The sequence below is a fragment of the Nonomuraea candida genome, from assembly GCF_000725485.1.
Taxonomy (GTDB): Bacteria; Actinomycetota; Actinomycetes; order Streptosporangiales; family Streptosporangiaceae; genus Nonomuraea; species Nonomuraea candida.
Genome location: NZ_JOAG01000011.1, coordinates 122,494 through 135,617, shown reverse-complemented (window position 1 = coordinate 135,617; position 13,124 = coordinate 122,494). Strand labels below are relative to the sequence as shown.

Below are 13,124 nucleotides of genomic sequence, written 5' to 3'. Positions count from 1 at the left end.
ATCCCCGGGTTCGCGGCGGCGATCGCGCGAAGCCCGGCCCCCCTGGGGCGTCCGGCATGCGGGAACGAGCCCCGTTCCGGGCGAGGTTCGCCCAGGATGTCCGTGTGCGAAACGCCGAACTCACCCCCGCCGAACAGGCCCTCACCGCCGCCGTCGCCCGCGGCCATGACGTCGACCTGCGCACCGGAGACCCCGGCCATGACTCCCCCGCCAACGCCGCCGCCTGGGGCCCCGGCCGCGCCGTCCGGGCCGAGGTGCTGGCGGGGCTGCTGCTCGGCGACTACGACGACCCGGCCGACAAGCCGGCCCTGCGCCTGGCGGGCGCCCGGATCACGGGCCGGCTACACCTGGCGTTCGGCGAGATCGGCCTGCCGGCCACGTTCCGCGACTGCGTCTTCGACGAGGCGCCCGACCTCTACCAGGCGCGCACCCGCTTCCTCAGCTTCACCGGCTCCGTCCTGCCCGGCCTGGTCGCCTCTAACCTCCAGGTCGAGGGCGACCTGCGGCTCACCGGCTGCCACGTCACCGGCGAGGTGCGCCTGCGCAGCGCCCGGATCAGCAGCGACTTCTCGCTCAACGGCGCGCGCCTGGAGAACCCCGGCGGCACCGCCGTCAACGCCGAGCACCTCGACGTCGGCAGCAACCTGCTGGCCAGAGACGGGCTGCGCTGCGACGGCGAGATCAACCTCACCGCGGCCAGGGTCGGCGCGGCCGTGACCCTCGACGACGCCCGCCTGCGGGCGCCGGACGGCCGGCCGGCGTTCGACGGGTCGAACATGGTCGTCCAGGTCGGCCTCTTCGCCCGGCGGATGGAGGTGGACGGCGAGTTCAGCCTGCGCTTCGCCCGCGTCAGCGGCCCGCTCACGCTGCGCGCCTCGCGGCTGCGCCACCCCGGCCGGCGGGCGCTGCACGGCGGCGGGCTGAACGCCGAGAGCGGGCTGTTCCTGTCGCTGATCGAGACCGAGGGCTACGTCTGGCTGGAGGCGGCCGCCATCGGCCGCACGTTCAACCTGGACGGCGCGCGCCTGCGCAACCCCGGCGGGGTGGCGCTGGCGGGCGAGGGCCTCGCCGTGGACGGCGCGCTGCTGGCCCGCGGGGGGCTGCGGGCCGAGGGCGAGATCAACCTGGTCGACGCCTCCGTGACCGGTCCCGCCCACTTCCACGGCGCCGAGCTGGTCAACCCCGGCGGCGCGGCGCTGACGGCCAACGGGCTGACGGTCGGCAAGGTGCTCAGCCTCTGCGACGGCTTCTCGGCCCGGGGCCGGGTGCGCCTGCCGCACGCGCGGATCGGCAGCCGCCTGAACTTCTACGGCGCCACCCTGGCGGCGCCCGGCGCCGAGGCGCTCGACTGCCGCCGGCTGGAGGCGCGCGAGCTGGCGCTGCGCACCGCCGAGCCGGTCGAGGGCACGGTCGATCTGCGGCACGCGCGCATCGGGGTGCTCCAGGACGACGCCCGCGTGTGGCCGGACGACCTGCGCATGGACGGGCTGGCGTACGAGGTGCTGGAGCCCATGCTGCCGGCCGCCGAGCGCCTCGGCTGGCTGCGCAGGGACCCCGACGGCTACCTGCCGAACGCCTACGAGCAGCTCGCCGCCATGTACCGGCGGCTGGGCAGCGACGCCGACGCCCGCCACACCCTGCTGGCCGGCCAGCGGCAGCACCGCGCCACCCTCCCCTGGTACGCCAGGTTCTGGGGCCACCTCCAGGACGTCACCGTGGGTTACGGCTTCCGCCCGCTGCGGGCCGCCGGCTGGCTGGCCGCGCTGCTGGTGGCGGGGACGGTGGTGTTCTCGCTGGTCCCGCCGCCGCCGCTGAAGCGCGGGGAGTCGCCGGCGTTCAACGCGCCGGTCTACACGCTGGACCTGCTGCTGCCGATCATCGACTTCGGCCAGGAGAAGGCGTTCAACCCGGGCGGGGGGACGCAGTGGCTGGCGTACGGGCTGATCGCGGCGGGCTGGGTGCTGGCCACGACCATCGCCGCCGGCCTGACCCGCTCCCTGCGCCGCGCCTGACCCGCTCCCTCAGGGCCGCGCCTGACCCGCTCCCTCAGGCCGCGCCCCGCGACCCCGGCCTGGCCGCCCCGGCCCTCAGCGACCGGGCCGCGTGACCGGGGTCGCCGAGCGGCGGGGGCTCAGGCGGTGACGGCGCGCAGGGCGCCGGGGCGGCGGCCGGTGAGGCGGTCGAGGGCGGCCGTGGTGGCGTCGTCGGCGGGCAGGTAGACGAGGATGCGCTCCTCGCCGCCCGCCAGGTCGAGCGGCTCCCTGGCCAGCCGCAGCTCCCCCGCCTCCGGATGCGCCAGGCGCTGCACGGGGGCCGGCCGCGGCGGCCCGGACGGCCCCGACATCCGCCCGGTGAACGCCTCGCCCGCCGCGAAGGCCAGCGTGTCGATCAGGTCGGCGGCGTACGGGTCGTCGGGCCCGGCCTCGTATCTCAGCGCGGCGGCCTGCTCGTCGGCGACCTTGTCCCAGTCGGGGAAGGCGATCCTGGCGCGCACGTCGGCGAACACGTAGCGGTTGAGGTTGGGCCGGTCGTCCTCCAGCAGCCCGAGGGGGCCGAAGACGCGCTCGAAGCCCGAGGTGTGGGCCAGCACCTCGCCGAGCCGGTTGAGCAGCACGGCGGGCGTGGGGTCGAGCCGGTCGAGCACGGCGCGGACGGCGGGCCGTACCGTATGGGCGGGCACGTGCCCCGCCCCCGGGCACAACGCGATGCCGCCGCTGGTCACCTTGGCCAGGTAGCGCAGGTGCACGCGCTCTTCCGGGGTCATGCGCAGCGCGTCGGCGAGGGACACGAGCACCTGCACCGACGGGTTGCGGTCGCGGCCCTGCTCCAGCCTGGTCAGGTATTCGACGCTCACCCCGGCCACCGTGGCCAGCTCCGACCGGCGCAGCCCCGGCGTGCGCCGCCGGCCGCCGCCGGGCAGGCCGACGTCGGCGGGCTTGAGCGCCTCACGCCGCTCGCGCAGGAAGGCACCCAGCTCGTTGTCGCTCATGACCGGTGAGTCTAGGGGGGCCGGGCGGTGCGTATCGTGGCCCCCGCAGGGCCAGTCTCGGCGCGGTCTTCCTCCGCGCGCGGCGGACCGGCAGGTTGTCACCATGCGGAGCGCGCGCACGCCGCCGATCCGCGACCGCGCCGGTCCCCGGCCGGCGTCCGAGCAGATTCGACTGAGAGGAGTGGTCATGCGTTATCGGCTGCTGGGCCGCACCGGGCTGCGGGTCTCCGACCTGTTCCTCGGCGCGATGACCTATCGCGAGGTGACGCCCGAGGTGCGCACCATCTTCGACCTGTACGCCGAGGCCGGGGGCAACGTGATCGACACGGCCTCGATGTACGGCGAGAGCGAGAGCGTCGTCGGCGAGCTGCTCCGGGCGCGCCGCGACCGTTTCGTGCTGGCCACCAAGTACACCCCCACCCGCGATCGCACCGACCTGAACGCGGCCGGCAACCACCGCAAGAACCTCGTCCTGTCGCTGGAGCAGAGCCTGCGGCGGCTGCGCACCGACTACATCGACCTGCTGTGGGTGCACGTCTGGGACCGGCACACCCCGATCGAGGAGACGATGCGGGCGCTGGACGACGTGGTCCGCGCCGGCAAGGTGCTCTACGTCGGCGTCTCCGACAGCCCGGCCTGGGTGGTCAGCCGGGCCAACACGCTGGCCGAGTGGCGCGGCTGGACGCCGTTCGCCGGCCTCCAGGTGCCCTACAGCCTCCTGTGGCGCGACATCGAGCGGGAGCTGCTGCCGATGGCGCGGGCGCAGGAGATCAGCGTGGCCGCGTGGGGCGTGCTCGCGCGCGGCGTGCTGTCCGGCCGGTACGCCGAGCCGGGGGCCGCGGCCTCCCGCGTGTCGCCCGAGTCGCTCGGCGAGCGGGAGCGGGCCGGGGAGCGGGCCGTGATCGAGGCCGCCGCCGAGCTGGGCGTCACGCCCTCCCAGGTCGCCATCGCGTGGGCGCTGCGGCGCGGGGTGCACCCGATCCTCGGCACGAGCAGCGCCGCCCAGCTCAAGGACAACCTGGGGGCCGGTGAGGTGGAGCTGCCGGCGGAGGTGATGCGGCGGCTGGAGGCGGCGGTGCCCTTCGAGCTGGGCTTCCCCGGCGACTTCATCGGCGAGGCGGACCGCAGCCCGGACCTCTACGGCGACGCCATCCCCCGCCTCGACGGCCGCTGACCCCGCCAGGCGCGACGGAGCCCGCGGCCGCCGGGTGTCCCGGGTGTCAGCAGAGGCCGGTGGCGGTCTGCCACAGGCCCGGGAGCGCCGCGAGGACGCGGTCCCCGCGGCGCCGCCGGTCGGCGAACGTCTCCGCGCCCAGGTCCGCCAGCAGCTCCAGGAAGCCGTCCTCGTGCCCGGCGGGCACGGGCTGCCCGGCCGCCGCCCGCTTGGCCAGGCACCGCGCGTACGTGGCCACCAGCCAGAACACCGCCTCCCTGTGCAGCCCCTCCTCGATCAGCTCCCGGGTGCCGTCGATGGCGGCCGGCCGGGCCACCGGGGAGACGTCGGAGTCGAACCGGTAGGAGGGCGTGCGCAACGAGGCGGCGGCGTCGTACGCCTTCTCCAGCGCCGCCAGGTGGCGTTCCACCCGGTCGGCGCCGAGGTCGGCGCAGCCGAGCAGGTCGAGCAGGCTCTCGTGGTAGTCGAGCCGGCCGTGCCGGGCGAGCAGGTCGCGGACGTCGGCGTACCGGCGGCGCACCGTGGGGTTGCGCAGCCCGGCCACGAGCAGCACGTGCGCGGTCACCCCGGTGCCGAACAGCCAGGCGTTGACCTGGTCGGGCAGCGGCGCGGACTCGTCCATGCCGTTGATCCAGCCCCGCACCCGGTCCATGGCGTTGGTGCACCGCGCCAGGATCCAGGGCCGTTCGGCGAAGTCGCGGGCGACCACGCGCTGCAGCTCGGTCAGCCGGCCGGACGGGTCGGCCAGCACGCACGGCAGGTGGAAGCTGCCGGCCAGGTGGTAGTCGCTCAGCACGTCGTGCGCCGAGCCGGGCGGCCCCATGGAGGAGACCTCCAGCAACACCCCCTGATAGCGAAATTTCCCGATATGCCCGATGCGGGCACCCGGCTCCGCGACCACCATGACGTCCACGTCAGAGGCCGGCGGCAGCTCGTCGCCCGGGCCGGCCCACAGTGCCGACCCGGTCAGGAACGCGCCGCCGAAGCCCGGCAGCGCCGCCCCCTCTTCGCGAACCCACTGCCGTGCGACCTTCCTGGCCTGCTCAATCAGCATTCACGTCCTCCCGATCGGGGCCACGGCGCGAGCTTCTGAACCAGATGACCGCACCCAGCACGACAAGCACCGCCAGCCCGCCCCAGATCCAGCCGGGAACGCCCCCCGACGCCGTGACGTCCCCCACACCGGCGGTCGGCCCGGCAGTCGGCACAGTAGTCGGCTCAGTAGTCGGCCCGGAGGACGACGCGGTGGACGACGCGGCGGACGCCCCCGCGGACGGGGTCACCGCCGCGGCCCCCTCACCGGTGGGTGAGGGCGAAGCCGGCGCGGAAGATGATCCTTTCACGCTGAAGGGGATTTCGCCCTCAATCGGATGCCCGTCAGAGGAAACGACACGCCAGGCGATGACGTACGAACCGGGCGTCAGCGGCTGCGGCACGTCGGTGGTCACCACGACCCCGTCGAGCCGGGGCTCGCCGAGGGCGACCTCCTTGCCCGCCGCGTCGTGCAGGACGACGAACGGGAACTTGACGGTCGCGGTGTATTCGAGCTCGATCTCCTCGATCGCGGAGACCTCGGCGTTCTTGGCGGGTGAGCTGCTCTTGAGCTTGTCGTGGGCATAGGCGGGGGCGGCGGGCAGGGCCAGGGCGAGCGCGCAGGCGAGGGCGACCGGCGCGGCCTTGCGGATGTGTCGCGGCAGGAATGCCATGATGGGTCTCCAGAGATGATCTTCCGGACGACCGCGCCCGTTGGCGCCGGGACGTCCGGACGACAGGCAAGGACAAAAGCCGACAAACCGGACATCAGTCAGGTGGCGCGCCCGGGCGTGTCGGCGGAATCCGGCAACGGACGCGACACCTCACCGGGCCGGCGGCGCGGCGGTGGCGGGTGTCGTTGGCGTCCGTCAGAGGGCCCGGGCGGGCGGGCCTCGCCTGGTGATCGGGCAGGAGACGGCCCTGCCGGAGAGGGCGGGCGGCAGGCCGGAGGCCATCGGCCGCCAGGTGAGCGGCTTCGCGCCGGCCGCCGCGTCGAGGAGGACCGGCAGCCGGACGGCCGGGAGCGGCGCGCCGTACAGGCGGATCATCAGCCACAGCGCGCTCTCGCCCCGGTGCAGCCACCACGCCGTCAGCGCCGCCACCGTGAGGTGGATCAGCGCCATGCCGGCCTGGGGATGCGCGTGCCCGGGCGCGGCCGGGTCGCCGGGGGCGAGCCGGTCGAAGATCTGGTGCAGCACCATCTGGGTGCTCACGGTGGCGGCCAGCACCGCCGCGGGGCCGCGTTCGCGCCCGTCGATCAGGTAGGCCAGCCCGAGCGCGGCCAGCACGCCCGCCAGGTAGACGCCGAACGGCACGGGAGCGCCGCCGGCCAGCGCGTGCCCGCCCGCCGACACGGCGCCGCAGACCGTCGCGAACACGACGGCCCGCGCCAGCCGCAACACCGCGGACGCCGCCACGGCCGGCCCTGGAGCCGTCGCGGCCGGTGGCGTGCGCGACGCGGCCGCCGGTGGCGCGACCGGCGACGGCGCGGTCGCGGCCGGCGGCAGGGCGCGGGACGCGGCTACGGGCACAGCCGACATCTTTCCACAAGGAATTGCCGGGTCCCCGAGGTTCGAAGCGCGCGTACGAGGGCAGCGGACTCTGATGGACATCGTCACGAGCGCCGGACAGGACCTGGAACGCACGGTCCGCCGGGAGCTGACGGACGCGGGTTTCACCGTCGAGCCGTCGCTGATGTCCGCCGACGGCGGACTCGGCGTCTGGCACGACCCCACGCGCGGGGTGGTCATCACCTGGGGCACCTCCGCCGACCACCTCGTCAGGCACGCGACCATCAGGGCCGCGGTCCAGCTCGCGCTGAGGACGGTCCTGGCCGACGCCGGCCATCAGGTCCGGGAGGACTTCAACGGGCTGGAGCTGGTCGTCACGTCCTGACGGCCCGCAGCGGGCGGCCCGCCTCGTGCAGGTGGCGCAGCGCCTGGCCCCACGACTCCACCAGCCCGCACTCGACGTAGTCGACGCCGAGCGAGGCGCAGTACTCACGCACGATGGGCTGGGCCTTGCGCAGGTTCGCGGTCGGCATGCTGGGGAACAGGTGGTGCTCGATCTGGAAGTTCAGGCCGCCCAGTGCGGTGTTGACCAGGCGCCCGCCGCGCACGTTCCGGGAGGTCAGGACCTGGCGGCGGAGGAAGTCGAGCTCGTCCTCGGCGGTGAGCACGGGCATGCCCTTGTGATTGGGCGCGAAGGTGCAGCCGAGGTAGACGCCGTAGCAGGCCTGGTGCACGGCCAGGAACAGCAGCGCCTTGGGCAGCGGCAGCACCAGCAGCACCGCGCCGAGGTACGCCAGCACGTGCGCGCTCAGCAGCAGCCCCTCCACGCCCCGGCTCTTGAGCGACTTCCTGCGCAGCGCGCGGAAGCTCGACACCTTCAGGTTCAGCCCCTCCAGCGTGAGCAGGGGGAAGAACAGGAACGCCTGCCACCGCCCGATGAACCGGGGCAGCCCCCGGCTGGCCTCGGCCTGCTTCTGGGACCAGATGAGGACGTCGGGCGAGACGTCGGGGTCGTGGTCCTCGTGGTTGGGGTTGGCGTGGTGGCGGGTGTGCTTGTCCATCCACCAGCCGTAGCTGAGCCCGACGGCCAGGTTGCCGACGAGCAGCCCGGCGATCCTGCTCTTCTTCCTGGACCGGGAGATCTGCCCGTGGGCCAGGTCGTGGGCCAGCAGCGTGACCTGCGCGAACGCCACCGCCAGCAGCACCGCGACGGGGACCTGCCACCAGGAGTCGCCGACGGCGGCGAACAACGCCCAGGTGCCGGCGAACAGGGCGGCCACCAGGCTGATCCGGATCGCGTAGTAGCCGGGCCGCCGGTCGAGCAGCCCGGCCTGGGCGATGCGCCGCGACAGTCTCGCGAAGTCGCTGCCCCGTTCCCGCGTGGCCGGGCGGGAGGTCTCAGTCACAGTCACGTTTCGTCTCCGATGCCGGGAATTAGGTGAACGCTCCTCAGCATCGCGAGAGACGGGGTGCGGGCGGACCCCCGCTGTCACCCGTCCTGGTGGTAGTGCACGCCCTACCTTCCGGCCACGGCGTGGGGCTCAGCGTGGGCTCCCCCGCCACCCGGGGATGGAACCGGCCCATCGCACTCAGCGTGGCACTGGACGACGACTCTCACCTGGGTGGGGAATGGCGGGCGGCGGGGGCGCCGGCTCAGGCGGGCAGCGGGGCGGGCGGCGGGGCGGGCAGGCTCCCGGGCGCGGCGGCCTGGCCGTGGACGTGCAGGTCGGGACGGAAGGCCGCCAGGTACGCCGTGCGGTCGCGGAAGGTCGCGGCCAGGGCGTCGCCGTAGTCGATGAGCCGGCGGTGGGCCTCCCTGCGGGGCTCGTAGCGGGCGTGCAGGAGCCGGTCGAGCAGCTCGGGGTCGCCGTCGGCGGCGCAGATGACGTCGGCCAGGATCTCGGCGTCGTGCAGCGTGTAGCTCATGCCCATGCCCGTCATCGGGTGGCAGGCGAACGCCGCCGAGCCGAGGAGCGCGGCGTTGCCCTTGTGGTAGGCGTCCACCCGCATGGAGGAGACCTTGATGCGCTGCCAGGTGGCGGGCTGCAGGAAGTTGAAGGCGTCGGAGCTGTCGGTGACGAACTTCTTCAGCTCGTCGAGCAGCGCCGGGATGCCGTCCTGGAAGATCTCCTTGTCGTCCTCCGGCGGCAGGCCGACGAAGACGCGGGCCTGGTCCCTGCTGATCGGATAGAGGTAGGTGAGCCAGCCCTCGGAGCTGAAGTAGAGCCGGTTGAGCTGGGCGACGCTGGCGCTCAGCGGCACGGTCGCCACCCGCATGAGCAGCCGCTCGTACGGGATCGTCTCCTGCGGGATGCCGAGCGCCTCCCGCACGGCAGACTTGGTGCCGTCGGCGCCGATCACCACCGCGGCCCGCAACCGGCGACCGTCGGCCAGCGTCAGCTCCTCCACCCGCTCCCCCGCCGGGCCCGCGCCGATGGCGATGTCGGCGATGCTGGCGTCGAACCAGAAGCCGACGCCCTCCATCGCGCACGAGGTGTAGATCAGCTCAACCAGCTCCCGGTAGGGGCGGATGAGGAAGCCGCCGTCGGGGAAGCGGCACTCCTGGATGGGGTCACCGTCGTGGTAGTAGCGGATGACGTCACGTCTGAGGCCATGGCGTCCGACGAGGTCCGCCAGCCCGTGCCGGGCGAGCACCCGCAGACCGGGCGGCTTGAGGAAGTCCGCGCCGGCGCTCGGGACCGACGGTCCCTGCTCGATGACGACGACGTTCCGGCCGCGGCGTCCCAGCAATAAGGCCAGGAAGCAGCCGCCGAGCCCGGCGCCGACGATGGCGACGTCGCACGATGTGGTTGCCATGACGAGAGCCCTTTCGAAAGGTTGACCTAGTTCGTGTGACCGCGGATCCCGGCGAGCGGGCCGGGTTCGGCCGTCCGCGGCCGCGGGACGTGGTTGTCGGTGGGAGGCGTGCGGGTCTCGACTGGCAGCAGCGCGTCGGCCTCGGCCGCGACGGTGGCGAGGGTCATGCGCAGCTCGAGCAGCAGCCGGCGGGGCACCTTGATCATGTCGTCGCCCGGATCCGGCCGCAGGCGGGTGATCTTGGTCAGGGCCAGCGCGCCGATGAGCACCGAGATGGCCACGCACAGCGCCAGCGCGCCCGCCAGGCCGGCGAAGGGGCCGGTCATGAACGGGTGGTCGATCACGACCGACACCACGGCGACGCCGACGGCGCCGCCGACCATGCGGGCCATGGTGGCCGCGCCGACGGCGGAGGCGTACTGGTGGGGGCGGGCGGCCAGGGTGGTGGCGACGGAGGTGCCGGGCGCGAGCGCGCCCACCCCGATGCCGACCACGACGCTGGCGACCAGGCCCCACACGGTGGGACCCGCCTGCATCAGCGCGAGCACGCAGGCGCCGCCGCACAGCAGCGAGCCGGCGTAGATGAGGCCGTACGCGCCGACCCGCTTGACGGCGCGGCCGGCCAGGAAGCTCGTCACGACGACGGCGACCGAGGTGGGGGTGAGCCACATGGCCACTTCGAGCATGGGGTAGCCGAGGTGCAGCAGGTACAGCGGCTGCACGGTCAGCAGCCCGTACGACAGCGCGCCGAACCCCCAGGTGGCCAGCCAGCCCCAGACGAACCGGGGCCGCTTCCACAGGGCCAGGTCGATCGCCGGCAGGCGGTGGTGCCTGGCCTGGGCGAGCGCGCCGCCGATCAGGGCCAGCGCGGCCAGCGCGAGCCAGACCACGTCCATGCCCCAGGCCATGGCCTTGGAGATGGCCAGGACCACCACGGCGATCCCGGCGGCCAGCAGCCAGGCGCCGAGCACGTCCGGCACGCCCCTGGCGGTGCCGCGCCGGCCCGCGGGGAGCGCGGCGCACGCGACCAGCAGGGCGACGCCGATGACGACGTCGGGGACGAACAGCGCCCGCCAGCCGACGGTGGCGGCCAGCCAGCCGCCGCCGGCCTGCATGAGCAGGCAGCCGAGGCCGGAGGCCGAGCTCCACAGCGCGATCGCGCCGCGGCGCTGCGACTCCGGCAGCTCCCCGAGCAGCAGCCCGAGGCTGGCCGGGATCATCGCCGCCGCGCCGGCGCCCTGGACGGCACGCGCGGCCAGCACGTACGACCAGGAGTCGACGGTGACGGTGGCGATGCCGCCCAGCACGAACACCACCAGCCCGACCGCCAGCACGCGCCGGCGGCCGAACAGGTCGGCCCAGCGGCCGGCCGTCGCCAGCAGGGCCGCGATCGGGATGAACGCCGCGCTGGTCAGCCAGACGAGGTCACCCAGCGGCATGCCCGCACCGGCGGGTGTGTACCGCAGCACTCCCACTGCCAGGGTGGTAGCCGTGGTGTCGGCCATCACCGTCAACATGACACCCGCACCGACCAGGCGCAGCATCACTCCGTGACGCCGGCCCGCGCCGGTCGCGCTGACGGCCGCTGGTGACGAACGCACGTGTCCTCCCATGAAAAGCGTCGGTTCTTCTCCGCCGGCGGCACACTCCGGCAGTGCGGGCGGCGGAGCCGGGACGTTGTGGTTCTGGTGTTGCGTGGTTCAGGTGGTGCGTGGTTCAGGTGGTGCGTGGTTCAGGTGGTGCGTGGTTCAGGTGGTGCGTGGTTCAGGTGTTCGGTCCTTCGGTCGCGCCGTGGTCAGGCGCCGTACCGGCCGGGTGAGATGAGGCCGTCCGGGTCGAGCGCGGTCTTGAGGCGGTGCAGCATGCCGAGGCCGGCGGTGCTGGTCTCGGACCAGACGTCGGCGGCGGCGTGGTCGATGTCGGAGCGGTAGATGGCGCAGCCGTTCCCGCGCAGCAGGCAGCTACCGTCGTTGCGGAGCTGGTGCGCGCGGTGGGGCGCGTCGGGGGCGGCGCGGTCGAAGAAGATCTGGATGACGCCGTTGGCGAGGTGCGTGCTGACGAGGTTCCACTCGATCATGAGGGCGGTGGCGTGGCGGTCCACGGCCGTCTGCATGGCGGCCAGGATGTGCTCGGTCCTGCGCGCGTGCATGGGCAGCAGCGGCAGCAGCGCCAGGAAGCCCATCGGGCCGTCGTCGATCTGGTCGCAGGAGGTCACGCCGAGCGCGTTGTGCACGCCCCGGCAGGTGGGGATGCCCTGCGCCATGAGCGCCCTGGCGTAGAGCGGGTCGCCGGGGGCCACCTCGGCGGCGTCCACGACGCGTACGGCCTCGGCGCCCTCGACCTCGATCAGCGCCTTGCGCAGCAGCTCCTCGGCCAGCTCCACAGTGGCGTCGCTGCCCATGAGCGGGCCCAGGATGGTGAACAGGCCGGGGTCGACGCCGGCGGGCAGCGTCCACTCGCCGGCGGCGGGGATCATGGTCAGCTCGCGGACGCGCATCAGCCCGGCGGCCGGGTTGCCCCGGCGCAGGAAGCCGGTCATCGCGCCGATCGCCGTGCCGGCCTGGTCGCGCGGGATGCGGCCGTGCACGAGCCCGATGGTCTGCGGGCGCGGCACCAGCGACACGGCCATGGCGGTGACGATGCCCAGGTTGTGCTGGACGAACGCGGACGTCAGGTCGGGCCCGGCCACCCTGCCGTGATAGCGCCCGGCCGGGTCCAGCCCGCCGGTGGTGACCACGCTGCCGTCGGCCAGCACGGCCTCCAGCCCGGCCACGTCGTGCACGCGCGAGCGGACGCAGCCGTCACCCCGGTCCAGCCCGTTGCCGACGACCGAGGTGTCGGCGCAGGAGGCGGTGACGTTGAGCATCCACGGCGTGTCGCGCAGCAGTGCGGCGAGCTGGCGCTGGGTGACTCCCGGCTCGATGACGGCGTAGCCGGCGTCCAGGTCGAGGCTGCGCACCCGGTTCATGCCGCCGAGGTCGACGACCACGTTGTCGTCGGTGACCGGGACGGCCGAGCCCATGCCCCAGTTCCTGCCGGTGCTGACGGGGTAGAGGCGGTGCCCGTCCGCCGTGGCCTGGCGTACGAGCGCGCGCACCTCGTCGAGGCTGCGCGGCGTCTCGACGCCCGCCACGGCCCGCGTACGGTGGCCCCCCACGTCGCGCGACCGCAGCTCCAGTCGCGATGGTCCCTGCATGGCTCTCCTCAAAGTGCTCAAAGGTGAGATTCGCTTCCGGCTCCGGGGTCCCGGGCCGTGGGGGCACCCCGTCAGGCGGTGTGCTGGAGCAGGTCGTCGATCGAGCCGATGGCCTGGTTGGACATCTCCCTGATGTCGAGCAGGCGCTGCTCGACGTAGAGGTCGGCGCCGGGGGGCGGGGCGGGGTCGGCGAAGTCGAGCGTGCTGCGCGGCACGGCCTGCGCGGGCAGGTCGTGCAGGCCGCGCGGACCGGTCTGCGCGGGGACGTCGTGCAGGCCGCGCGCGGGCAGATCGTGCAGGCCGTAGGGGTGACGCCGGACGTGGTCGCCGTGCTCGCGCCTGGGGCGGGCGGGAAGGTGCGGGGGGGTTCGCATGACGGGAGCTCTCCTACCGGACTCGGGTGGG

The 13,124-nt window shown here is 74.1% G+C and carries 12 protein-coding genes; 3 read left to right on the top strand and 9 right to left on the bottom strand.

What is annotated here, in order from left to right:
- Positions 1–104 precede the first annotated feature (104 nt).
- Positions 105–2,012, top strand: a complete 1,908-nt coding sequence (locus tag IO39_RS57605; RefSeq protein WP_043620159.1) for a hypothetical protein — start codon at positions 105–107, stop codon at positions 2,010–2,012.
- 119 nt (positions 2,013–2,131) lie between these two features.
- On the opposite strand, the gene IO39_RS11645 is transcribed toward IO39_RS57605, so the two are convergent.
- Entirely contained in the window at positions 2,132–2,989 is an 858-nt protein-coding gene (locus IO39_RS11645) for a helix-turn-helix domain-containing protein (protein ID WP_043620155.1), read from the bottom strand.
- Positions 2,990–3,176: 187 nt separating this feature from the next.
- Between IO39_RS11645 and IO39_RS11640 the strand changes: the two genes are divergently transcribed.
- Complete coding sequence (locus tag IO39_RS11640) at positions 3,177–4,163, top strand: aldo/keto reductase (protein WP_043620152.1); 987 nt, start codon at positions 3,177–3,179, stop codon at positions 4,161–4,163.
- A 46-nt stretch (positions 4,164–4,209) separates the two neighbouring features.
- On the opposite strand, the gene IO39_RS11635 is transcribed toward IO39_RS11640, so the two are convergent.
- The 3 genes from IO39_RS11635 to IO39_RS11625 all read right to left on the bottom strand — a co-directional run bounded on the left by IO39_RS11635 (position 4,210) and on the right by IO39_RS11625 (position 6,727).
- A complete protein-coding gene (locus IO39_RS11635; RefSeq protein ID WP_043620149.1) occupies positions 4,210–5,217 on the bottom strand; it encodes a hypothetical protein in 1,008 nt (335 codons plus the stop codon).
- Entirely contained in the window at positions 5,207–5,869 is a 663-nt protein-coding gene (locus IO39_RS11630) for a copper resistance CopC family protein (protein WP_052422767.1), read from the bottom strand. Before IO39_RS11630 ends, IO39_RS11635 begins: the two co-directional genes overlap by 11 nt.
- A gap of 195 nt (positions 5,870–6,064) precedes the next feature.
- Complete coding sequence (locus IO39_RS11625; RefSeq protein WP_157548206.1) at positions 6,065–6,727, bottom strand: hypothetical protein; 663 nt, start codon at positions 6,725–6,727, stop codon at positions 6,065–6,067.
- Between the two features lie 73 nt (positions 6,728–6,800).
- Between IO39_RS11625 and IO39_RS11620 the strand changes: the two genes are divergently transcribed.
- Positions 6,801–7,091 carry a hypothetical protein gene (locus IO39_RS11620; protein WP_043620145.1) on the top strand — a complete coding sequence of 97 codons (291 nt, stop codon included), beginning with the start codon at positions 6,801–6,803 and terminating at the stop codon, positions 7,089–7,091.
- Here the strand turns inward: IO39_RS11620 and IO39_RS11615 are convergent.
- The 5 genes from IO39_RS11615 to IO39_RS11595 form a co-directional block, all read right to left on the bottom strand.
- The gene (locus IO39_RS11615) at positions 7,081–8,118 is read right to left on the bottom strand and encodes a fatty acid desaturase family protein (RefSeq protein ID WP_211266980.1); all 1,038 of its coding nucleotides are present in this window, start codon (positions 8,116–8,118) and stop codon (positions 7,081–7,083) included. The genes IO39_RS11620 and IO39_RS11615 overlap by 11 nt on opposite strands.
- 241 nt (positions 8,119–8,359) lie before the next feature.
- Positions 8,360–9,523: an FAD-dependent monooxygenase gene (locus tag IO39_RS11610; RefSeq protein WP_043620139.1), complete on the bottom strand. Its 1,164-nt coding sequence runs from the start codon at positions 9,521–9,523 to the stop codon at positions 8,360–8,362.
- A 26-nt stretch (positions 9,524–9,549) separates the two neighbouring features.
- Positions 9,550–11,124 carry an MFS transporter gene (locus tag IO39_RS11605; RefSeq protein ID WP_169789053.1) on the bottom strand — a complete coding sequence of 525 codons (1,575 nt, stop codon included), beginning with the start codon at positions 11,122–11,124 and terminating at the stop codon, positions 9,550–9,552.
- Positions 11,125–11,318: 194 nt separating this feature from the next.
- Positions 11,319–12,719: an FAD-binding oxidoreductase gene (locus IO39_RS50505; protein ID WP_084772702.1), complete on the bottom strand. Its 1,401-nt coding sequence runs from the start codon at positions 12,717–12,719 to the stop codon at positions 11,319–11,321.
- A gap of 71 nt (positions 12,720–12,790) precedes the next feature.
- A complete protein-coding gene (locus tag IO39_RS11595; protein ID WP_043620132.1) occupies positions 12,791–13,093 on the bottom strand; it encodes a hypothetical protein in 303 nt (100 codons plus the stop codon).
- Positions 13,094–13,124: the final 31 nt, after the last annotated feature.

Bases quoted from the DNA above. Each gene is read 5' to 3' on its own strand.
- IO39_RS11645 (WP_043620155.1), bottom strand. From the start codon at position 2,989: ATGAGCGACAACGAGCTGGGTGCCTTCCTGCGCGAGCGGCGTGAGGCG.
- IO39_RS11640 (WP_043620152.1), top strand. From the start codon at position 3,177: ATGCGTTATCGGCTGCTGGGCCGCACCGGGCTGCGGGTCTCCGACCTG.
- IO39_RS11635 (WP_043620149.1), bottom strand. From the start codon at position 5,217: ATGCTGATTGAGCAGGCCAGGAAGGTCGCACGGCAGTGGGTTCGCGAA.
- IO39_RS11630 (WP_052422767.1), bottom strand. From the start codon at position 5,869: ATGGCATTCCTGCCGCGACACATCCGCAAGGCCGCGCCGGTCGCCCTC.
- IO39_RS11620 (WP_043620145.1), top strand. From the start codon at position 6,801: ATGGACATCGTCACGAGCGCCGGACAGGACCTGGAACGCACGGTCCGC.
- IO39_RS11610 (WP_043620139.1), bottom strand. From the start codon at position 9,523: ATGGCAACCACATCGTGCGACGTCGCCATCGTCGGCGCCGGGCTCGGC.
- IO39_RS50505 (WP_084772702.1), bottom strand. From the start codon at position 12,719: ATGCAGGGACCATCGCGACTGGAGCTGCGGTCGCGCGACGTGGGGGGC.
- IO39_RS11595 (WP_043620132.1), bottom strand. From the start codon at position 13,093: ATGCGAACCCCCCCGCACCTTCCCGCCCGCCCCAGGCGCGAGCACGGC.